At 73.2% G+C, this 19,370-nt stretch carries 17 protein-coding genes and 1 pseudogene; 7 read left to right on the top strand and 11 right to left on the bottom strand.

Translation table 11 applies throughout. The features are described 5' to 3' along the window. Positions 1 to 15: 15 nt before the first annotated feature. On the top strand, positions 16 to 960 hold the full coding sequence (locus SMA5143A_RS39780) for an RNA polymerase sigma-70 factor (protein ID WP_107467663.1): 945 nt from the start codon (positions 16 to 18) through the stop codon (positions 958 to 960). 150 nt (positions 961 to 1,110) lie between these two features. After that, the gene (locus SMA5143A_RS39775) at positions 1,111 to 2,340 is read left to right on the top strand and encodes an NAD(P)/FAD-dependent oxidoreductase (RefSeq protein WP_107467662.1); all 1,230 of its coding nucleotides are present in this window, start codon (positions 1,111 to 1,113) and stop codon (positions 2,338 to 2,340) included. A 41-nt stretch (positions 2,341 to 2,381) separates the two neighbouring features. On the opposite strand, the gene SMA5143A_RS39770 is transcribed toward SMA5143A_RS39775, so the two are convergent. The 7 genes from SMA5143A_RS39770 to SMA5143A_RS39740 all read right to left on the bottom strand — a co-directional run bounded on the left by SMA5143A_RS39770 (position 2,382) and on the right by SMA5143A_RS39740 (position 8,544). Next, positions 2,382 to 3,455 (bottom strand): hypothetical protein, encoded by a 1,074-nt coding sequence (locus tag SMA5143A_RS39770; RefSeq protein WP_107467661.1) that lies wholly within the window; start codon positions 3,453 to 3,455, stop codon positions 2,382 to 2,384. 125 nt (positions 3,456 to 3,580) lie between these two features. Continuing rightward, a complete protein-coding gene (locus SMA5143A_RS39765; RefSeq protein ID WP_107467660.1) occupies positions 3,581 to 3,877 on the bottom strand; it encodes an SCO5918 family protein in 297 nt (98 codons plus the stop codon). Positions 3,878 to 3,920: 43 nt separating this feature from the next. After that, positions 3,921 to 5,660, bottom strand: a complete 1,740-nt coding sequence (locus SMA5143A_RS39760; protein ID WP_107467659.1) for a DEAD/DEAH box helicase — start codon at positions 5,658 to 5,660, stop codon at positions 3,921 to 3,923. A 145-nt stretch (positions 5,661 to 5,805) separates the two neighbouring features. Beyond that, entirely contained in the window at positions 5,806 to 6,009 is a 204-nt protein-coding gene (locus tag SMA5143A_RS39755; protein WP_007383480.1) for a cold-shock protein, read from the bottom strand. A gap of 231 nt (positions 6,010 to 6,240) precedes the next feature. Then, positions 6,241 to 6,579, bottom strand: coding sequence for a helix-turn-helix domain-containing protein (locus SMA5143A_RS39750; RefSeq protein ID WP_107467658.1), 339 nt, complete (start codon positions 6,577 to 6,579; stop codon positions 6,241 to 6,243). A gap of 719 nt (positions 6,580 to 7,298) precedes the next feature. After that, entirely contained in the window at positions 7,299 to 7,649 is a 351-nt protein-coding gene (locus SMA5143A_RS39745) for a hypothetical protein (RefSeq protein WP_308812068.1), read from the bottom strand. 172 nt (positions 7,650 to 7,821) lie between these two features. Continuing rightward, the gene (locus SMA5143A_RS39740; protein ID WP_107467657.1) at positions 7,822 to 8,544 is read right to left on the bottom strand and encodes a DUF4232 domain-containing protein; all 723 of its coding nucleotides are present in this window, start codon (positions 8,542 to 8,544) and stop codon (positions 7,822 to 7,824) included. 244 nt (positions 8,545 to 8,788) lie between these two features. Between SMA5143A_RS39740 and SMA5143A_RS39735 the strand changes: the two genes are divergently transcribed. The 4 genes and pseudogenes from SMA5143A_RS39735 to SMA5143A_RS39720 all read left to right on the top strand — a co-directional run. Then, positions 8,789 to 9,505, top strand: a complete 717-nt coding sequence (locus SMA5143A_RS39735) for a polysaccharide deacetylase family protein (protein ID WP_107467656.1) — start codon at positions 8,789 to 8,791, stop codon at positions 9,503 to 9,505. 204 nt (positions 9,506 to 9,709) lie between these two features. Continuing rightward, on the top strand, positions 9,710 to 10,414 hold the full coding sequence (locus tag SMA5143A_RS39730) for an RNA polymerase sigma factor (RefSeq protein ID WP_107467655.1): 705 nt from the start codon (positions 9,710 to 9,712) through the stop codon (positions 10,412 to 10,414). Further along, complete coding sequence (locus SMA5143A_RS39725) at positions 10,411 to 11,538, top strand: CU044_5270 family protein (protein ID WP_107467654.1); 1,128 nt, start codon at positions 10,411 to 10,413, stop codon at positions 11,536 to 11,538. The genes SMA5143A_RS39730 and SMA5143A_RS39725 overlap by 4 nt, the downstream gene beginning before the upstream one ends. Before the next feature lie 348 nt (positions 11,539 to 11,886). Continuing rightward, positions 11,887 to 12,360, top strand: a pseudogene (locus tag SMA5143A_RS39720) (MarR family winged helix-turn-helix transcriptional regulator); the annotation flags it as partial. A 162-nt stretch (positions 12,361 to 12,522) separates the two neighbouring features. On the opposite strand, the gene SMA5143A_RS39715 reads toward SMA5143A_RS39720, so the two are convergent. The 3 genes from SMA5143A_RS39715 to SMA5143A_RS39705 all read right to left on the bottom strand — a co-directional run bounded on the left by SMA5143A_RS39715 (position 12,523) and on the right by SMA5143A_RS39705 (position 14,704). After that, entirely contained in the window at positions 12,523 to 12,966 is a 444-nt protein-coding gene (locus SMA5143A_RS39715) for an ATP-binding protein (RefSeq protein ID WP_107467652.1), read from the bottom strand. Positions 12,967 to 13,036: 70 nt separating this feature from the next. Then, positions 13,037 to 13,336, bottom strand: coding sequence for a hypothetical protein (locus SMA5143A_RS39710; RefSeq protein WP_107467651.1), 300 nt, complete (start codon positions 13,334 to 13,336; stop codon positions 13,037 to 13,039). A gap of 198 nt (positions 13,337 to 13,534) precedes the next feature. Next, positions 13,535 to 14,704: a PP2C family protein-serine/threonine phosphatase gene (locus SMA5143A_RS39705; RefSeq protein WP_107467650.1), complete on the bottom strand. Its 1,170-nt coding sequence runs from the start codon at positions 14,702 to 14,704 to the stop codon at positions 13,535 to 13,537. Positions 14,705 to 14,906: 202 nt separating this feature from the next. Here SMA5143A_RS39705 and SMA5143A_RS39700 point away from each other — a divergent pair, with 202 nt between their 5' ends. Beyond that, positions 14,907 to 15,341: a MarR family winged helix-turn-helix transcriptional regulator gene (locus SMA5143A_RS39700; protein ID WP_107467649.1), complete on the top strand. Its 435-nt coding sequence runs from the start codon at positions 14,907 to 14,909 to the stop codon at positions 15,339 to 15,341. 321 nt (positions 15,342 to 15,662) lie between these two features. Here SMA5143A_RS39700 and SMA5143A_RS39695 read toward each other — a convergent pair whose 3' ends face one another. Further along, on the bottom strand, positions 15,663 to 18,776 hold the full coding sequence (locus SMA5143A_RS39695) for an FG-GAP-like repeat-containing protein (RefSeq protein ID WP_107467648.1): 3,114 nt from the start codon (positions 18,774 to 18,776) through the stop codon (positions 15,663 to 15,665). Positions 18,777 to 19,370 lie beyond the last annotated feature (594 nt).

Genomic DNA, 19,370 nt, shown 5'->3' with positions numbered 1-19,370 from the left:
ACTAGGATCCGGGACATGGCGTTGACGATGGACGACGTGGACCGGTTCGAGGCGGCGAGGCCCCGTCTGGAGGCGATCGCCTATCGGCTCCTCGGCTCGGCGAGCGAGGCCGAGGACGCCGTGCAGGAAACCTTCCTGCGCTGGCAGGGGGCCGACGCCGAGCGGATCGAGGTACCCGAGGCCTGGCTGACGAAGGTGCTCACCAACCTGTGCCTCAACCAGCTCACCTCCGCCCGCGCCCGCCGGGAGACCTACGTCGGCCAGTGGCTGCCCGAGCCGCTGCTCTCCGGGGACCCGATGCTCGGCCCCGCCGACACCGCCGAACAGCGCGAGTCCGTCTCGTACGCGGTCCTCACCCTGCTGGAGCGCCTCACTCCCAACGAGCGGGCGGTGTACGTGCTGAAGGAGGCGTTCGACTACCCGCACCGGGAGATCGCCGAGATCCTCGACCTCAGTGAGGCCGCCAGCCAGCAGATCTTCCACCGCGCGAAGAAGCACGTCGCGGCGGGCAAGGCGCGCACGGAGATCGACGAGGCGGCGGCCCGGCGGATCGTCGAGGAGTTCCTCGCGGCCGCCACCAGCGGGAAGACCGAGCCGCTGGTCAAGCTGCTCACCGCGGACGCCATCGCGGTCGGCGACGGCGGCGGGAAGGTCCCGGCCCGCGCCAGGGCGTTCGAGGGCGCCCTCGCGGTCGCGAAGTTCATGCGGGGCCTGTTCAAGCCGACCCCGGCCAAGCGGGCCGTCATCGGCGGCTCCGCCGCGATCCACGTCACGACGGCCAACGGCGGCCCCGCGATCCTCGCGGTCGTCGACGGCCGGGTCGTCGGGATCACCTGCCTGGAGATCGACGCGGACGGCATCGTCGCGTTCCGCAGCCAGGTCAACCCCGACAAGCTGGACCGCGCGACGGAGGTCTGGGCCGCAACCGACCACGGGGAACCCCTGTTCCACGCCTTCTGACGCACGCACGGCTCCCCACCAGGTCACCCCTCCCTCCAGGAGTGTGACCTGGTTCACATCCTCTTCCTGTCAGGAATCCGCGGGCCGCCCGGTTCAAGGGGCGTGACCGAGCAAGGCAGAGCGTCGGACCCGCGCAGACAGGAGCAGGACATGCAGCACCGCATCATCGTTCTCGGAGCCGGCTACACCGGAGCCACCACCGCCGGGCGCCTCGCCAAGCGGCTGCACCGCGACGACGTCGCCATCACCCTCGTCAACGCCGAGCCCGACTTCGTCGAACGCGTCCGTCTGCACCAGCTGGCGGTCGGCCAGGACCTCAAGCCCCGTCCCTTCCAGAAGATGTTCGCCGGTACCGGCGTGGAGCTGAAGCTCGGAGAGGTCGCCGGTGTCGACGCGGACCGCAGGACGGTCACCGTCGTCGACGCGGACGGCGCCGGGACGCAGGAACTGGAGTACGACACCCTCGTCTACGCCCTCGGCAGCGGCTGGAACCCGCAGGGCGTCCCCGGTACCGCCGAGCACGCCCACGAGATCTCCGGCCGCGCCGGGGCGCTCCGGCTGCGCGAGCGTCTGGCCGGGCTGGGCGCCGGGCAGCCCGTGGTCGTCGTCGGCGGTGGACTCACCGGTCTGGAGGCGGTGACCGAGATCGCCGAGAGCCGCCCCGACCTGGACGTCGCCCTCGTGGCCCGCGGCGGCCTCGGCGACTGGCTCTCCGACAAGGGCCGGGCCCATCTGCGGAAGGTCTTCGGCGGGCTCGGCATCACCGTGCACGAGCACACCGCCGTCACCGCCGTCGAGGCCGACCGTGTCCTGACCGACGGCGCGTCCGTCCCGGCCGCGGTCACCGTGTGGGCGACCGGCTTCGCCGTCCACCCGATCGCGCAGGCCACCACGCTGGAGGTGTCGGACACGGGTCAGATCGTCGTCGACGCGACCATGCGCTCGGTGTCGCACCCCGAGGTGTACGCCATCGGCGACGCGGCCCTGGCCATGGGCCCCGGCGACAAGCCGCTGCGGATGTCGTGCGCCTCGGGCGTCCCGAGCGCGTGGCAGGCCGCGGACGCCATCGCGGCCCGCCTGACCGGCGCGGAGCCGCCGAGGATCCCGGTCCGCTACTTCCAGCAGTGCGTCTCGCTCGGCCGCAAGGAGGGCCTGATCCAGTTCGTCACCGCCGACGACCAGACCCTCCCCAAGGCCCTCACCGGCCGCCTCGCCGCCCTCTACAAGGAGATCATCTGCAAGGGCGCGGCCTGGGGCGTCGCCCACCCGACGGTCGGCAGCATGCCGGCCCGCCGCCGCCGGATGACGCACCAGCCGGCCGGAACGGCCCGGGGCGAAGCGTCGCGACAGGCGGAGCGGACCGCAGAGGCGGCGGCCTGAGCCGTACGGCGCGGACGGCCCCGGAAGGCGCCGCCCGGACGTCACTCAGGCTGGGGCACGGGCCCGTGCCAGAGGTACGGCGCCGACTTCCTGTCGTACAGGGCGCGCAGCCGGGGTGCGCGGACGGCGGGCAGGCGGGACAGGGTGTGGAGGAAGACCTGGTCCACGAGCCACAGCGACCGCCAGGGGCGGGGCGGCAGGGGATCGTCGCGTTCGACCCCGTCGGGCAGCCGGCCGCGCGCGGGTACGGGAAGGTGGTCGTCGTGGAAGGCGAGCCCCAGCCACACCTCCGCGTCGAGCGGTACGGCGGTGACACCGGGGGGCGGTGCCCAAGGCTCCCCGGTCTGCGGATGGCGCGGGACGATCGCGATGTCCGGCACCGGGTCGGGGACGGGCAGCCCGGGCCCGGCCAGGGCGGCGCGCAGGGCGGGCGGGCCCGGTGGGAGCAGGATGTCGAGGGACGGGCGGAACGCCGCGGCGAGCGGGCCGTCGGGGACGCCGACCGGCGCACCGCCCGAGGCCGCCACCAGATGGGCCAGTGCCACGGAGACCGCCAGCTCCCAGCGGGGGTTCCAGGTGCCGTCCGCGTCGACCGGCGGGCTGCCGTGCACCCGCTCCACCACCGCCGACCAGGTCATGACCGGGCGGGCCGGCCCGTCGGCGACACGGCGGACGGCGTTCGGCGCGAGCCAGGTCGCCTGCCACAGGGAGCAGTCGTCGATGCGGGTGCCGACCTCCTGCCCGCACCGGGCGCAGGCCAGGTTGGGCCCGTCACGGCCGTCGAGTCCGCAGCAGCATCCGCCGGTGCGGTCGGGGATCAGCACGGTGCCGTGGGCGTCGCCCGGCGCCATGGCGATCGCGCCGGGCGCCCCGCAGGACAGGGCGTACACGGGCGCGAACACCCCACGGGCCTCCGCCTCGGCCGGGTCGATCTCGTTCCACCGCCGCCACGGCGGTCCGGACGGCTCCGGGTCGACCGCGTACGTCCCCGAATCCAGCAGCACGGGCAGGGCATACCCGTTGCCGTAGCTGTGATGGGCGTACGCGATCCACGCGACGCGGGACAGCGGCGCCGTCAGCACGGCGTCGCAACCCGCGCACGTGAACACCTCCACGGGCCCCTCCCCCTGTCCGCCCGCAGGAGTATGGGGCGCCCGGCGCCCACGGGGCCAGGGGTTTTCGGCGCGCGGTGCCGGTCAGCGGGCGGGCCGCGGTCCGCCGGGGGTGCCGGCGGGGCGGATCACCAGCCCGTCGCGCCCTCGTCCGCGAGCGCGCTCCAGGCCGGGGCGGCGGGCGCGGGGGGAGCGACGTCGTGACAGACGAAGCCGAGCCGGGTCAGTGCCCGGCGCATCTCACCGGTGGTGAAGTCACGCCGGTTCTGCCCGGTGATCACTTCCCCGACCTGCATCACCGGGTAGACGCGGCTGTTGATGGTCACGGCCACACCGACCACCGGTTCGGGGGCGATGCCGTTCAACGACTGCTCGACCTCGCTCTTGGTCAGGTCGAAGGGGAATCGGGCGATGACACAGCGCATGGATGCCTCCACAGGTATAGGGGTTGCGACACCGGAAGGGCCGCTACGAGTCGCTCCCGGCCGCGGGCCGCCGACCGCGCCCGGCGCCCCGCCCGCCACGGCTCCGACTCGTTCCGTCGCGGCCGCTGCCGCTGCGACCGCTCGCTTCCCGGCCGCTCCCGCTCCGGCCGGTGCCGTCGCGGCCGCCGCCACCGCGGCCGGTTCCCTTGCTCCCGCCGGTGCCCGGGCCGGTGCCCGTCTCGGGGCGGGTGCCCTTGCCGGTGCCGGGGCTGGTCGCCGAGCGTTCGGTTCTGCCGCGTCCGCCGTTCCGCCGGGTGCCGGTGCGGCCGGGTGTGCCCTTGCGGCCGCTCGGCGCGGCGGCCGGTGCCGGGACGGTGAGGGTGAGGGTGACGGGCACGCCGGACGGGGTGCGGGCGCCGGTGATGCGGTGCAGTTCGGGCTCGCCGGGGCGGACCCGCGCGGAGCGCGGCGTGATGCCGGCGTCGGCCATCAGCCGGTCCATCTCACGGCGTTGGTGCGGCAGGACGAGGGTGACGACGGTGCCCGACTCGCCGGCGCGGGCGGTACGGCCGCCGCGGTGCAGATAGTCCTTGTGGTCGCCGGGCGGGTCGACGTTCACGACGAGGTCGAGGTCGTCGACATGGATGCCGCGGGCGGCGACGTTCGTGGCCACCAGCACCGTGACCTGGCCGTCCTTGAACCCCGCGAGCGTCCGGTTGCGCTGCGGCTGGGACTTCCCGCCGTGCAGCGCCGAGGCGCGCACCCCGACGGAGAGCAGATGCTTGGCCAGCCGGTCGGCGGCCCGCTTGGTGTCCAGGAACATGATCACCCGCCCGTCGCGGGCGGCGATCTCGGTGGCGGTGGCGTGCTTGTCGTCGTCCTGCACGTGGAGCAGATGGTGCTCCATGGTGCTGACGGCGCCCGCGGACGGGTCGACCGAGTGGACCACGGGGTCGTGCAGGTAGCGGCGCACCAGGAGGTCGATGTTGCGGTCCAGGGTGGCCGAGAACAGCAGCCGCTGACCGTCGGCGTCGACCTGGTCGAGCAGCGCGGTGACCTGCGGCATGAAGCCCATGTCGGCCATCTGGTCGGCCTCGTCGAGGACGGTGACCGTGACCTGGTCGAGTTGGCAGTCGCCGCGTTCTATGAGGTCCTTGAGGCGGCCGGGCGTGGCGATCACGACCTCGGCGCCGCCCCGCAGGGCGCTCGCCTGGCGGCCGATGGACATACCGCCCACCACGGTGGCGAGCCGCAGCCGCAGCGCGCGGGCGTAGGGGGTGAGCGCGTCGGTGACCTGCTGGGCCAGTTCCCGGGTGGGGACGAGGACCAGGGCGAGCGGCTGTCGGGGCTCGGCCCGCTGCCCGTTCAGCCGGGCCAGGACGGCCAGACCGAACGCGAGCGTCTTGCCCGAGCCCGTACGGCCCCGGCCGAGCACGTCCCGGCCGGCCAGCGCGTTCGGCAGGGTGGCCGCCTGGATCGGGAACGGCGTGGTGACGCCTTCGGCGCCGAGCGCGGTCAGCAGGCGGGCCGGCAGGTCGAGTTCGGTGAAGGAGTCGACCGCGGGCAGCGGCTCGGTGAGGGTGACCGGCAGGGCGAACTCCTGCGGGCGGGCGGCGGAGCGCGCTGCCGCGCCGCCTTTGCGCGTACCGGCGGAGCGGGACTGCTTCCGGCCCGCGTCCTGTGCGCGGAAGCGGCCGCCGCGGCTGCCGCCGCCGGATCGGTTGGTGTCGGTCTCCGTGCGGAGGCGGCCGGAGCCGCCGTGACCCCGACGGGTGCGGTTCATGAAGGAACCCTCCTCGATGCGGCGTATCGAGGAATTCCGTCCGGCGGCAGGGGCCGCGCGAGGATTCGCAAGAATGAGCCGAAGAAAATGCGAAAAGGCCCGCACCCCGAGAGTGCGGGCCTCAGTCGTTCAGTTCGCGTCAGCGTCAGGCGGGAACGATGTTCTCGGCCTGGGGGCCCTTCTGGCCCTGCGTGACGTCGAAGGTAACCTTCTGGCCTTCCTGAAGCTCGCGGAAGCCGCTGGTGGCGATGTTCGAGTAGTGGGCGAACACGTCAGCGCCGCCGCCGTCCTGCTCGATGAAGCCGAAGCCCTTTTCCGCGTTGAACCACTTCACGGTGCCAGATGCCATATTGAATCTCCCTTGGGGGGCAGTGCCGGATCCGCACTTTACGGATCCGAGTCGCCGCGATGATCACCCCTCCGGAAAGATCCGGAAAGCTCTGCAAAGAAACAAATCTCTGGCAACCAAAACTGCAACTGCTATCACGCTAACACAGGCAGGACCGCGGCCCCCTGTGTGTTTTCGGCGACGCGCGGGAATTCTCGACCCGCCGTGGCCTGTAATTCTGTAACGGCCGGACTAGGTATGCGTGCCGTGGTCGCCCAGCCTCCGGCGCATGTCCTGGTTGACCCGGAGCGCCGCGTCGAGCTGGTCCTCCAGGGAGACGATGCGGCAGGCGGCCTCGATGGGCGTGCCCTGGTCGACGAGTTCGCGGGCGCGGGCGGCGACGCGCAGTTGGCGACGGGAGTAGCGGCGGTGACCACCCTCCGAACGCAGCGGGGTGATCAGCTCGGCCTCGCCGAGGGCGCGGAGGAAGGCGGGGGTGGTGCCGAGAACGTCGGCGGCCCGCCCCATGGTGTAGGCGGGGTAGTCGTCGTCGTCGAGATTCCCGGCGGCGCGGGCGTTCTCAGCGGGCATGGCACCTTCGTTTCGGGGACGCGGGGAGGGGCCCTGACGCGGGCCCGGGGCGACGGCGCGGCACCCGTTGCTCCGCGCGCGATCCGGCACCGGGATCCTCCACCGGCCGCCTCGTGCGTCAACCCTAGCTCCGGCGACCCCACAGATGTGCCCTCGCGACGACAGACTTTCACGGCGATGCGCCACGCCACCCCCACCACCCCCCGAGACACACGACACCCCGGACGGCCCAGCCCCTTGCCGGTCGAGCACCCCGCCGGCCCAGCGCCCTGCCGGTCCAGCACCCCGCGCGGGCGGCCACGCGCCGACCCAGCACCAACGGGCCGACCACGCGCCGCCCAGCATCCGCCGGCCCAGCGCCCCACCGGCCCAGCGCCCACCGGCCAAGCGCCCCCGCCGTCCGGCACCCGCCGGGCGGCGACGCGCGGGTCCAGCACCCGCCGTCCGGCACTCGCTGGTCCGGCTGCCGCCGGTTCAGCACTTACCAGCTCCGGCACCCGCCGGGCGTATGCGCGTCGGTCCGGCACCCGCCGTCCGGCACCCGCTGTCCGTTACTCGCCGGGCCGGCAGCCGCCGGGTGGCTGCGCGCCGGCCAGTGTCCGTTGGCTCGGCGCCCCGCCGTCCGGCGTTCGCTGGTCCGGCAGTCGCCGGTTCAGTACTCACCCGGTCCGGCACCCGCAGGAGCGGCTGCGTGCTGGTCCGGCGCCGCCGTCGGGTGGTTACGCGTCGGGCACGGGGCGGGCGGCGTATGTGCCGCAGGGCTCGTCGATGTGCGTGCGTTCGCCCTGGGAGCGGCTGCTGTACAGCCACGGTCCGGCCTCGTGAGGGGAGCCGCTGGTGAGACGGGTGTCGACGGTCAGATGCAGCAGCGTGCCGCGTCCGTCGGCGCCCGTGGGGTAGCTGCGGGGTTCGTCGCAGGGGAAGACCCGGCGCAGGACACGGGCGACCCGTTGGGCCGTGGCGGGGTCCGCCGCGACGACCCGCACCTCGGCGAGCCCGGCACCCACGTGCGGGGCCCACCGGACCTCGGGGGTGCTGTCGACGTCATCGCGGCCGTCCCGGATACGCATGGACGCCACCGCCCTCCACTACCGCCCCCCTGGCCAGTACCTCCACGGTACCTCCGGGCCCCTCACCCGACCGAAGCCCGGCAGCCTCCGGCCCGCCGTTCGGCCAGGGGGCCGGACCTCACCTCGGGGCGCCGCCCGCCCAGGCGCCCCCGGCTCGTCCCATGGCCCTCGGTCAGTACGTCAGTGCGTCCTCGGCTGTGCCGAAGAAGCTCGTCACCTGGCTGTCGTTGACCGTGACGGGGCCGTCGTTGATCGGCACCGTGGTGGGGCTCTCGGCGGCCGTGAGGGCGATCTCCACCTTGTCGGCGCTCTTGCCGCCCGGGGTGTCGGCGCGGGAGAACAGGATCCCGGCGTACGCCTTCTCCCCGGCGTTCAGGAGCCAGTCCTCGCCCGCGGGGCCCATGTGCTCGGCGGCGCCGTCGAGCGCCGGGATCGTGACGACCAGTTCGCCGGCCGGCAGCAGACAGGGGTCGCCGCTGGTGTTCGTGGCGGTCAGCAGCGCGTGGTTGACCGGCTTGGAGGCGACCGTGACCTTGTAGCTCAGGTCGGTCGTCTCGCACATGCCGACACCGCCGTCCTGGTCGTCCGTGGCGGGCTCCGACGCCTCGGAGGTGCCGCCGCTCCCGGAGGAGCCCCCGCTGCCCCCACTGCCACCGCTGCCGCCGGGGGCGTCCGTGGCGGGCTTGTCGGTGTCCTTGCCCCCGCCGGTGTCCTTGCCCGTCTCCCCGCCCGTGCCCTTGTCCTTGTCCTTGCCCGGCGCGGACGGGCTCGCCGTCGCGCTCGGGGCGGCCGCGTCCTGCTCGGCGTCCCCCTTGCACGCCGTCAGGGCCAGGACCCCCAGCGAGAGCGCGGCGAGTACGGCGGTGGTGCGGCGTGCGCGAACTGCGTGAACCATCGGAAGCCCCCCAAGAGTCGGAACGTTCCGGCGATGGTGCCCCATGGCGGACATGTTTCCGCCCCCGCGTACCGAGCGAGGGCCGTCCTCGAACAGGTTTGTGACAGTGTGACGGCGCCGATGGCCGGAATTGGTGCCCTCTTTGGCCCGGCACACACCACATTCAGCCGTATTCGCACACCCGTACATCCAGGCCTCCGTCGGGCTGGTCCTAAAGGGCAACTCACTGCCCTTGGAGGACCTGATGCACCGACGCCTCGTCACCTCGGCCGTCACCGCCGCCGTGTGCGGCACCACGCTGGCCGGCACCGCCACGACCGCCTCCGCCGCCCCCCAGGACGTCGACTGCCGCAAGGTGAAGTGCGTCGCGCTCACCTTCGACGACGGCCCCGTCACCGACACCCAGCGCCTGCTGAACATACTGAAGGAGCGGGACGTCAGAGCCACCTTCTACGTCGTCGGCAAGAACGCCCAGAAGTACCCGGCGACGGTGCGCAACGCCTCGCTCGCGGGCCACCAGATAGGCAACCACAGCTGGGACCACGCCGATCTGACGAAGCTCAGCGCCGCGAAGGTCAAGTCACAGTTCTCCCGCGCCGACACGGCGATCAAGCAGGCCACCGGCAAGAAGCCCACCACCGTCCGCGCGCCCTACGGCGCGCACAACGCGACCGTCCGCAGCGCCGCCGGCCGGCCGCTGGTGCACTGGAGCGTCGACACCCTCGACTGGAAGTACCGCGACACCGCCCGGCTGATCAAGACCGTCAACGCGGAGACCCGGCCCGGCGACATCGTCCTCATGCACGACATCCACCGGACGACGGTCGACGCCGTCCCCGGCATCATCAGGGCGCTCAAGGCGCGCGGCTTCCACTTCGTCACCGTCGACCAGCTGTTCGCCCCGACCAAGCTGGCCGTCGGCAAGGTCGCTTACCACAACCGCGCCGCCTACCGCCCCTGACCCGAAGTCCTCTTTCTTCGGGCCGCGTTGCCGGGTGACGCGGCCCGAAAGTACCGACGGTGTGCCTGCCCCGGCAGCGGGCGTTACCCGGCGTTCCACCCCTGTGCGATGCTGCGCGCGGCGTCGGAGCAGGCGATCGAGTGTGACGCGGGTCACGGGAAGTCGGTGTGGGGTGCCGGACAGCTCCTTGAGGTGAGCACTCATATGCGTACCCGGGTACGGGCCGGGGATCCGAGCGCGTTCGCCGAGCTCTTCGACGCCTACGCCCGCGCGGTCTACAACCATGCCTTCCGGCTGACCGCCGACTGGTCCACGGCCGAGGACGTGATGGCCGCGACGTTCATGGAGGCGTGGCGGCTGCACGACAAGGTGGACCAGGAGGGCGGCTCCCTGCGGCCCTGGCTGCTCGGCATCGCCACCAACACCGCGCGCAACCAGTACCGGAGCAACCGGCGTTACCGGGCGGCGGCCCAGGCCGCGGCGGCGGCCGAACGCTCCGTCCCCGACCACGCCGAGGAGGTGGCCGACCGGCTCGACGGGCGGCAGCGCCTGGCGACGGCGCTGACCGCCCTCGCGAAGCTGCGCCGCCCCGAGCGAGAGGTCATCGCGCTCTGCCTGGGGGAGGGCCTGGACTACGAGGCCGCGGCGGAGGCGCTCGGCATCCCCGTCGGCACGGTCGCCTCCCGCCTCTCCAGAGCCCGCAGAAAGCTGCGCAAGCTCGCCGAAGCGAGCGAGCAGGGGCAGCAACAGGCAAGCGGGCCAGGCCGGTTGGGCGGTGCTCGCGCACCGGCGGCGCTCGCGGGGAATCTTCGGGAAAGTCTCGTGAAACGGGAAGGCGGCCGGCCGGGCCGACAGACAAGGGGTGATCGCGCACCCGCGATCCGGCCCGCACAGGAAGGAAACCGATGAACGCGAACACGTCCCGGCAGAACGCTGCCGCGCGGGAAGAGGGCGCCCAGCTCTTCGACCGGACGACGCGCGACCTGCCGCCGGGCCGTCACCGGTTCCACAAGGAGCGCATGATGGCCCAGATCCACGAGACCCGGCAGGCCGAGCACACCGCCACCGGAGCGAACGGAGCGAACGGAGGGCAGGGAGCCAACGGGGCGACCCCGGCGAAGGCACGGCGGTTCCGGCTGTCTCGTCCTGCGTTCGCCCTGCCCGCGCTGGCCGCCACCGTGGCCGCCGCCGTCGTCGCCGTCGTGGTGACGTCCGGCGGGGAGAGCGGGCCCGGCCTCGCCACCGGCCCGGCCCTGACCACGACGATCGGCGTGGCGAGCGCCGAGGGCGCGCCCCGGCTGCTCGACGAGATCGCGCTGGCGGCGGCGGACGGCAAGCACCCGGTGGCCAAGCCCGGCCAGTACATCTACATCGAGTCCAAGACGGCCAACACCTTCGTGCGGACCGTCAACGACAAGAGCAGCCTGGCCAGCTACGCGCTGCACACCCGCCAGGTGTGGAAGTCCCCGGACGGCACCAAGGGCTGGCTGATCGACCCGGCCGTCAACGAGAGCCCCGAGGGTGAGACCCTGAGCCTCCCCGACGAGCAGGGCAACACCCCCCGGGCCGACCTGAACGGTCCCTCGTACGACTATCTGGCCAAGCTGACCACCGACCCCGACGCCCTTCTGGCCAAGATCTACAAGGAGACCAAGGGGCAGGGGAACACCCCCGACCAGCAGGCGTTCACCACCATCGGCGAACTGCTCGGCGAGAGCTACCCGCCGCAGGAGTTGTACTCGGCCCTGTTCAAGACGGCTGCGAAGATCCCCGGGGTCGTCGTGGTCGACGACGCGGTGGACGCGGCGGGGCGGCACGGTGTAGCGGTGGCACGCCTCGACGAGACCAGCGGTCAGCGGGAGGAATGGATCTTCGACAAGAAGACGCACGTCTACCTCGGCGAGCGGATCGTCCAGGTGAACCGGGTCGACGGCGACGACCTGATCAAGCCCGGCACCATCGTCTTCACCAGCGCCATCATGAAGCGCGCCGTCGTGGACGGCATCAAGCAGACCCCGTCCCAGTCCGGCTGACACGACGACGGGCGGTACCCGTGCCTCCGGCGGATCGACCGGAGACACGGGGCGCTGCCACCCGGCGCCCGGCGGAGGCGACGGCGGTGGTGGGGGCGGCGACTGAGGGGACGGTGCCCCGGGACGACTGAGGCGACTTGGGCCGGGCTGCCGGACGCGCCCCGCGGCACGCCGGGTCACCCGCCCTCGCGCCGGCCGGCCGCAACGCCGGTGCGGCGCCGCCCCCTCGCCCCCGTACGGCTTGCGCTCCGCCGCGGATCCGCTGGCTTGCCCGGCGGCTGTTCGGGTACCGCCTTCTCATGAGGGTGGTATCCGTATGGTCAGGCGATTGCTGAAAGCGATGGGTTCGTGACTCGTCTCAGCGGCTTCGGGGACGACGGGGCGAGGGGAGCGGGCGATGCGCTGCCCCTCGCGCTGCGGATCGCCGATGCCGTGGACAGCCTGGCGCATCTGTGGGCCACCGCAGGTCAGGGGGCGGGTCTGCGTCTGTCGCCCCATCAGTTGCGGGCGCTGCGCATCCTGGAGTCAGGGCCGGGGCTCAACCTCACCGCTCTCGCCGAGGGGATGGAGATAGGACTGCCGACCGCCAGCCGTCTCTGCGACCGACTGGAGGCGGCGGGCCTCGTGGAACGCGGGCTGCATCCGCACCGGCGGCGCGAGGTCCAGCTGAATCTCACGGGACACGGCCGTCAGGTCCTGGAAGAGGTGGCGTCGAACCGCTCCCGAGCCCTCGCCACGGTCCTGGCGGCCATGCCCCCCACGGAACGGGAGGCCCTGGGCCGAGGAATGCGAGCGTTCCTCACGGCCCGGGAGGACACCGCGGGCAACGAGGGTCCGGGCGGGGCCGACTCGCACGGCGCAGGTCGGAAGGGAGGCGGCCCGGACGGCGTCGGGCCGGGCGGGGTCGGCCCGGACACCGATGGCCCCTGGACCTGACCGCGTCGCGTCCGGCGGGCCGACCGCTCTGGCCTTCGGGCCCCTCCGCTACGCCGACCCCGACCGCGGCGCGGGTACCTCCGGGAGCCACTCGGTGACCGTGACCGTCGTGCCGGTGTCGGGGTGGCTGTCCACCGTGAAGTCCTCGACGAGGCGTCTGGCGCCGCCGAGGCCCATGCCCAGTCCACCGCCGGTGGTGTACCCGTCGCTCATGGCCAGGTCGATGTCGCGGATGCCCTGACCGGTGTCGACGAAGGAGAGCCGCAGCCCGCGTCGGCCGCGGTCGTCCAGCGTGGTGATCTCGGCGTGCCCTCCGCCCCCGTGGACGAGCGTGTTCCGGGCGAGTTCGCTGGCCGCCGTCACCAGCTTCGTCTGCTGGACCAGCCCGAACCCGACGTCGGCGGCGGAGTGGCGCACCTGCTGGCGCACCCAGGCCAGATCGGCGTCCGAGGCGATGGGCAGACGCGTGGTCGAGTCGTTCGCGGCTTGCATCACGCACCCCCTTCCCGGCGGACGGGCGGGACCGCCGACGGGACGGCGGTGGATCCGACGGGCGAGCCGGTCACCGCGAGCTCGCTCCGACGACGGCGCGAGAGGAGGCGAGGGTGTGCGCGGCCTCCGGCAGCCGCCGCCATGGCAGCGCGACCGTTTCCCCGCCGCGACCCCAGCTCAAGCCGTAGCCGTAGGAGCAGCGCCCGTCACAGCCGCAGCGGCTGCCGCACCCGGCAGTGACGCCGGCCTCCGCCGCGGGCGTCCCCGCACTCGCCCCCGGTGCGAGCGTCCGCACGTCGGCCGTCGCGTTCGCCGCCGGGAACCGGCTCGGCTCCCGCGTCACCGCGGCGGCCGTCTCGCTCTCCGTCACGTGCGTTTCTCCCTGCCGCGAGCCCCGCGGCCGACCGGAAGGCAAGCCATCAGGCAACTATTGCCGCATAGCAACAGTAGCGCGGGCCCGAGGGCCGGACAACGCACGCGGGACACAGGGAGGTTGTAGCCGCTACCCCTATACCCCCATACCCCCGTACCTCCATGCCCCCATACCTCCATGCCCCCGCCCCGGCGGTCATTCGGCCGGAGGCCTCCCGCGCCAGTCCAGGCAGACGACGAGCGCGTCGTCGTCGGCCAGGGCCTCGCCGCGGTGGCCGGTCAGCTCCCGCAGGATGGCGCGCGGCACCTCGGCCGCGGGCAGCAGCCGCGTGGAGTGGATGGCCCGCGCGAGGGCCGTGTCCCCGTACGCCTCCCCCTTCGGCGAGGCCACCCCGTGGACGCCGTCGCTGACGAAGACGAGCCGGTCGCCGGGCTCGACGTGGAAGTCCTGGGCCACGTAGTCGGTCTCCTCGAACATGCCGAGGGGCAGCTGGGCGTCGAACGTGACGCGCTCCACCGTGCCGGAGCGCAGCCGCAGCAACTGGGGCGAACCCGCGTCCACGACGCTCGCGTGGCCCGTGACCAGGTCGAAGTCGAACATCAGGACGGACAGATAGCAGCGGCCCCGGTAGTGCGCGTAGACGGCCTGGTCGGCCAGGGCGGCCTGGTCGGCGATGGAGATGCCGGCCCGGCGGGCGTTGCGCAGGGCGTTGATGGCCAGATTCGTCAGCAGCGACGCCTCTATGCCCTCGCCCATGCCGTTGGTGACGTACAGCGTCAGCCGGTCGGCGGTGGCGGACCAGTCGAAGTTGTCGCCGAAGATGGCGTAGGCGGGCTCCAGCTGGGCACCCAGGTCGTACTCGGGGCGGGAGCAGGAGCGGCCGGGCAGCAGCTGCCACTGCATCTCGGCGGCCAGGGTGAGCCGGTCCTTGCGGCGCGTCTGGAGATAGAGGTCGGTGTCCCGTTCGGCGACGAGCACCTCGTGTCCGAGGACGTCGGCGATCTCGGCGAGTTCGGACTCCCATTCGCGCGCGGCGGCGCCCGGCAGGGTGACGGACAGGACGCCGAGCCGGTCGCCGCGGACGCTGACCGGCAGGTGGAGGCGTGTGCGCCCGCCGGGCCGCTCCTCGTGGTGCGGCTTCTGCGAACCGAAGGCCCGGCCGACCGTGGTGTTGTGCACCGACACCGGCTCCAGGGTGTGCGGCAGGACCGACACCGGCTGGAGCACGGTCAGGCTGTAGTCGGCCATGAACAGCTCGGTCTCCTCCGCCCCGTACTGCTCGGCCAGTACGGAACGCGCGGCGTCGAGCAACGCATGGGGAGCCGCGGTGCGCAGCGCGCGCTCGGCGGCCAGGAATCTCTTCATGACGGGCGATACACCAATCTTTCTCCGCGGGATGCGTGCCTGCGCTCTGAGGCCGGGTCCGGACGGGTCGTACCGGGCGCTCGGGGCATCCACGCCGTGTGCGCGCCGAGGTCCCTAGTACGCTGACAGTCAGCCCAGCGCCTGCGAGAGTGTGACCGTGACTGCCTTCCGCCGCCGCCCAGAGCCTGACGAGGTCGCACGTGTGACCACGACGGCCGTCGAGCTGCTGGAAGTCGTGTGGGGCCGTGCCTCCACCGCGCCCACCTCAGCGTCCCAGCTGCGTGTCCTGCACATACTCGAGCACCAGGACGGCATCAACCTGCGCACCCTGGCGGAGACGCTGGCCTCGACGCCGCCGTCCACGAGCCGGCTGTGCGACCGGCTGCACGCGGCGGGGTTCATCGAGCGGGAGGTGAGCGCGGAGGACAGGCGCGAGGTGCGGCTGCACCTCAGCGGCCGGGGCCGCGCCTTCCTCGCCGACCTGCGCACCCGCAGGGAGCTGGAGCTGCGGAAGGTGCTGGCGGACATGCCCGCGGCCAAGCGGACCGCCCTGCTGGAGGGGCTGGAGTCCTTCTGCGCCACCGCCGCCACGCAGATCCACGACGAGGCCCCGGACTCCAGCAGCCGGACCGCCTGAGGGGTCCCGAGCGGCGTCGGCGGCGCCGTCGCCCGACCGCGACGGCGACCCGCGCACGGAGCGGTCTCCGTCCACCGGAGCATCCCATGTCCTTCCCCGTGCCCATCCGACACGGTTACTTTGTTGTCTGACGGCTATTATTGTCAAACGACAACAGTTGGTTCCCCGTCATCGTCTGCACGCGTACGGATACCCCGTGAGTGACGTGTTCTTCAGTGCCTGTGGGCCATGTCTCCCGAAAGGGGGACGAACGGCCGGGGCCGGCGGTGACGGAGTGTTCTCCGTCCACCGCCGGCCCCGGCCGTCGTCCGCCCGCTCCGCCTAGGAGAGGGACTTGTAGCCGCTCCAGCCGGTCGCGATCCGGGTCCGGGACCCGAACGAGCCCTTGCCGTCGCCGCTGTTGCGCCACAGGTTGCCGCTGGTGTCGCGGGCGACCAGGTCCGGGCGGCCGTCGTCCGTGAGGTCGCCGACACCGACGATCGCGTTGTACGAGCCGCCCCAGTTCGACAGCAGCTTGACGCGGGCAGCGAACGTGCCGTCGCCCTTGCCGTCGTAGCGGTACAAATTGTTCGACGCGTCCTGGGCCAGGAGGTCCGCCCTGCCGTCGCCGGTGAGGTCGCCGGCGCCGACGATCTTCTTGTAGCCCTTCCAGTTGTCGTAGAGCTTCACGCGGGCGGCGAGCTTGCCGTCACCGGTGCCCTTCATGAGGTAGACCGCTCCGGTGGAGGAGTTCCTCGCGATCAGGTCCGGGCGGCCGTCGCCGTTCGTGTCGCCGGGTGACGTCAGGACGTCGTACTGCGTCCAGCCGCTGGTCGCGAGCGTCGTGTACGACGTCGACGGCTTGACGGCCGCCCCGCAGCCCGGCTTGTACAGCCGCAGCGCGCCGCTGCTGTAGCGGACGAGGACGTCGTTGCAGCGGTCGCCGCTCAGGTCGCCGAAGGGGACGGCCTTGACGGTCGTCGGCCAGCCGGTGCCCGTGTACTTGTCGCCGAGTCCGCCCGTGCCGGTGCCGCTGTGGAAGGTCAGCCCGCCCGAGGAGTTGAGGGTGAGCAGGTCGCCGCGCCCGTCGGGGCCCTCGGGGCTGACGAAGTCGCGGCGCACGGCGGCCCCGCGCTGGAGGAAGCCCTCGCCGGCGTTCACGGTGACCGCCGAGGCCGTGCCGACGCCGGTCGCCCGCAGGGTCCAGGTGAAGTGGCCGTTGGGGAAGTGGGCCCCGCTCGCGGTGCGGCCGTCCCAGGTGGCCGTCACCCGGCCCGGGGTCGCGCCGCCGGTGAGGGTGCGGGTGGCCCTGCCGTTCGCGCCGCTCTGCACCGAGGTGAAGGTGAGCGACCAGGAGGTGACCGGACGGGACAGCACCCACTGGCCCTCGAAGGGCATACCGGGGCCGACATAGCTGCCGGCCGACGACTCGAAGGCCGTCACCGGGGACGGGGCGATGCCCGTGGTGGTGACGTGGGTGCGCTCGTAGTCGTCGAACCAGGCGACCAGGCCGGTGTACTCGTCGACCGTCCACCGGTAGCGGCGGTCCGCGCTCAGGCCCTGGTCGGCCAGGTCCGAGGCGAGGGTGCGGGTGGTGCCGGTGGCCGCCTCGGTGAGGAGCAGCGTCCCGGCGCCGTGGTCGTGGCGGACGGTGAAGCCGTCGCCGAGGAGCACGTCACCGGGGGTGACCGCCTTCGACGTACCGGCCGCGGTGTCGTACACGCCCGCCGATTCCGTCCCGCAGGCCCAGTACACCCAGCGGCCCGCCGCCTGGAGTTCGCTCGGCACGCAGGCCAGGCCCGGCACGCTCACCGTGCCGAGCGTCTTCTCCAGCGGGATGCTGTACGAGGTGAGCCTGCCCGCGGTGGTGGTGGCGCTCCAGAGGGTGGAGCCGTTCAGGGCCGCGGCGCGCACCGACCGCTTCAGCTTCTGGCCCTGGCCGAACTCGCCGACGTACTGCTGCGGGGTGGCGCCGCCGGAGTCGAACACGGCGTAGTCGTCGGAGACGTCGACGATGCGGCCGCCCCGCCCGCCGAAGTCCAGGTAGTGGCCGCCGATCTCCACCAGCCGGTCGTCACCGAGGGACTCGCCCTCGTCGGTGCCGCCGTTCGCGTCGAGGTACACGTCGTGGGCGTCGAGGTTGCCCCACAGCGCCGAGCAGGTGACGCCCTCGTAGGGGCAGAGGGCGGAGCGGACGGAACCGCTCGCCGTGGCCTCGGACGCCGTCAGCGTGGCCGAGTTGTCGGTGGTGAGGGTGCGGACGGAGGTGGTGTCCGCGACGGCCGCCGGGTCGTCCTCGGCGACGCGCAGGCTGCCGCGGCTGAGCGCGATGCCCGTCTTGGTGTTCTCCAGCGCCGGGGCCTGCCGGACCTTCGTCACCTCCAGCGAGCCGTCGTCGGTCTGGCTCACCCGCCGCACCCACCAGTCGTTGGCGTCGGTGCCGCCGGAGACCAGCGCGCTCCGGTCGCGGGCCGCGAGGGTGTACGCGCCGGCGCTCGCCAGCAGCGTCCGCTGCTCGGAGGGGTCGTCCACGTCGACGGCGACCAGCCGCGAGCCGAGCGCGTCGGAGGCCAGCGGCAGCAGCAGCCAGTGGCCGACCAGGACCGGGTCGCCGTCGAGCACGCCCGGGTGGGAGGGCAGCGTGACGACCCGCTCGGCGGCGGAGAGGTCGGCGCGGGACTTCAGGTGCAGTACGGCGGTGTCCTCGTCGTACCAGCCGACGTGGTCCTCGCTCATGACGTGGTGATCGGCGGCGCTCGTGTCGGTGAACGCGTGGGCGTTCACGGCCGACTCGACGTCGATGTAGTCGACGGTGCCGCCGCGCGTCCACAGCACGCCCTCGGCGTCGGCGGCGACGACCTCCTTGTCCTGGAGGTTCGTGGGCTCGCCGGTCACCTTGCGGACCCGCTTGGTGCCGTCGACGACGTCGATCAGGGCGCGGCCGGTGACGACCGTGTCCCCGGCCATGCCCCGGTAGTAGCCGTCGGTGGTGGAGCCGTTCCAGCTCAGGCTCCGGGTGGTGCGGGTGGCCGGGTCCCAGAGGGTGACGGTCGACGCGGACGTCAGCGAGGCCGGCCCGAGCGCGACCACGTCGCTGTCCGAACCGAACCACGCGGGTCGGCACGCGGCGGTGAGGGAGCAGGTGGAGACGGGCACGTAGACGCTGCCGTCGGCCCTCTCGACCGTGACGGTCCGGCCCGTCGCGTAGTCCGTCCACAGCATCCCCGCCCTGCCGGTCTGCCGGTGCAGGAAGCCGCTGTCCCCGGCCACGTACGGGCGGTCGGTGCGCGGTGTGGTGGTGCTCGGGTCGACCAGTGTGATCGCGGTGGTGTCGCCGTCGGTCGCTTGCGCGGAGCCGCCGCCCGTCGTCAGGGCGACGGCGGACGCGGCCACGAGGACCGCCAACGAGGTGACGGCGGCGGCCGGTCCGCCCCGTCCCGGGGCGTGTCTGCCCACGTAGGTTCCCTCCCCCGCGAGGGCCCATGCCCTCGCACAAATGGCCGGATCCTATCAGGGGGCGGCGGCCCCGAGGCCGGGGTCCTGGAGTGGAAAAGGCAAGCTCAGACGGGTGAGGGGGAGGAGGCGTCCGGCCCGTCGGGACGCCCGGGAGGAGCCTCGCCTCCCGACGGGTTCCGGCGGACGGCGGCATGCTCGGCAGCCGCCGGAGACGGTGCTCGGGGCTGCGCCGATCCGAAGCCCGGACCGGGTCGAGCCGTCGGCGCTCGCCGCCACGGGTCGCCCGCCGACCGGGGTCGCGCCGACGGTCCGAGGCCGTGTCCCCTCGCCGGGTTCGGCGGGTCCGGACCCCGCCGACCGGCGGGGTGGCCGGGGCCGGTCGGCGGGGCAACTCCCGTGAGGCATCGGATGGTTGGCCGCTCCCGCGCCTCGGCAACGTTGTCCCGGTGACCGAGACCGACAGCGCCGCGAAGGCGCCCCTACGAGACTTGTCCGAGCCAGACGCGGCGGGGGAGACCGCCGGGAGGGCCGGGGCCGCCGCGCCGGACGACGCCGCCCCTCCCCCGGCGGACGGCGCGTCGAAGGGCGGCGCCA

The organism is Streptomyces sp. MA5143a (assembly GCF_900290235.1).
Classification (GTDB): domain Bacteria; phylum Actinomycetota; class Actinomycetes; order Streptomycetales; family Streptomycetaceae; genus Streptomyces.
This window is presented reverse-complemented; position numbering and strand designations above follow the sequence as displayed.

Excerpts from the sequence above, each read along its gene's own strand:
- SMA5143A_RS39765 (WP_107467660.1), bottom strand. The coding sequence starts at position 3,877 with ATGCGCTGTGTCATCGCCCGATTCCCCTTCGACCTGACCAAGAGCGAG.
- SMA5143A_RS39740 (WP_107467657.1), bottom strand. The coding sequence starts at position 8,544 with ATGGTTCACGCAGTTCGCGCACGCCGCACCACCGCCGTACTCGCCGCG.
- SMA5143A_RS39745 (WP_308812068.1), bottom strand. The coding sequence starts at position 7,649 with ATGCGTATCCGGGACGGCCGCGATGACGTCGACAGCACCCCCGAGGTC.
- SMA5143A_RS39780 (WP_107467663.1), top strand. The coding sequence starts at position 16 with ATGGCGTTGACGATGGACGACGTGGACCGGTTCGAGGCGGCGAGGCCC.
- SMA5143A_RS39775 (WP_107467662.1), top strand. The coding sequence starts at position 1,111 with ATGCAGCACCGCATCATCGTTCTCGGAGCCGGCTACACCGGAGCCACC.
- SMA5143A_RS39760 (WP_107467659.1), bottom strand. The coding sequence starts at position 5,660 with ATGAACCGCACCCGTCGGGGTCACGGCGGCTCCGGCCGCCTCCGCACG.
- SMA5143A_RS39715 (WP_107467652.1), bottom strand. The coding sequence starts at position 12,966 with ATGCAAGCCGCGAACGACTCGACCACGCGTCTGCCCATCGCCTCGGAC.
- SMA5143A_RS39730 (WP_107467655.1), top strand. The coding sequence starts at position 9,710 with ATGCGTACCCGGGTACGGGCCGGGGATCCGAGCGCGTTCGCCGAGCTC.
- SMA5143A_RS39755 (WP_007383480.1), bottom strand. The coding sequence starts at position 6,009 with ATGGCATCTGGCACCGTGAAGTGGTTCAACGCGGAAAAGGGCTTCGGC.
- SMA5143A_RS39750 (WP_107467658.1), bottom strand. The coding sequence starts at position 6,579 with ATGCCCGCTGAGAACGCCCGCGCCGCCGGGAATCTCGACGACGACGAC.
- SMA5143A_RS39735 (WP_107467656.1), top strand. The coding sequence starts at position 8,789 with ATGCACCGACGCCTCGTCACCTCGGCCGTCACCGCCGCCGTGTGCGGC.
- SMA5143A_RS39705 (WP_107467650.1), bottom strand. The coding sequence starts at position 14,704 with ATGAAGAGATTCCTGGCCGCCGAGCGCGCGCTGCGCACCGCGGCTCCC.
- SMA5143A_RS39725 (WP_107467654.1), top strand. The coding sequence starts at position 10,411 with ATGAACGCGAACACGTCCCGGCAGAACGCTGCCGCGCGGGAAGAGGGC.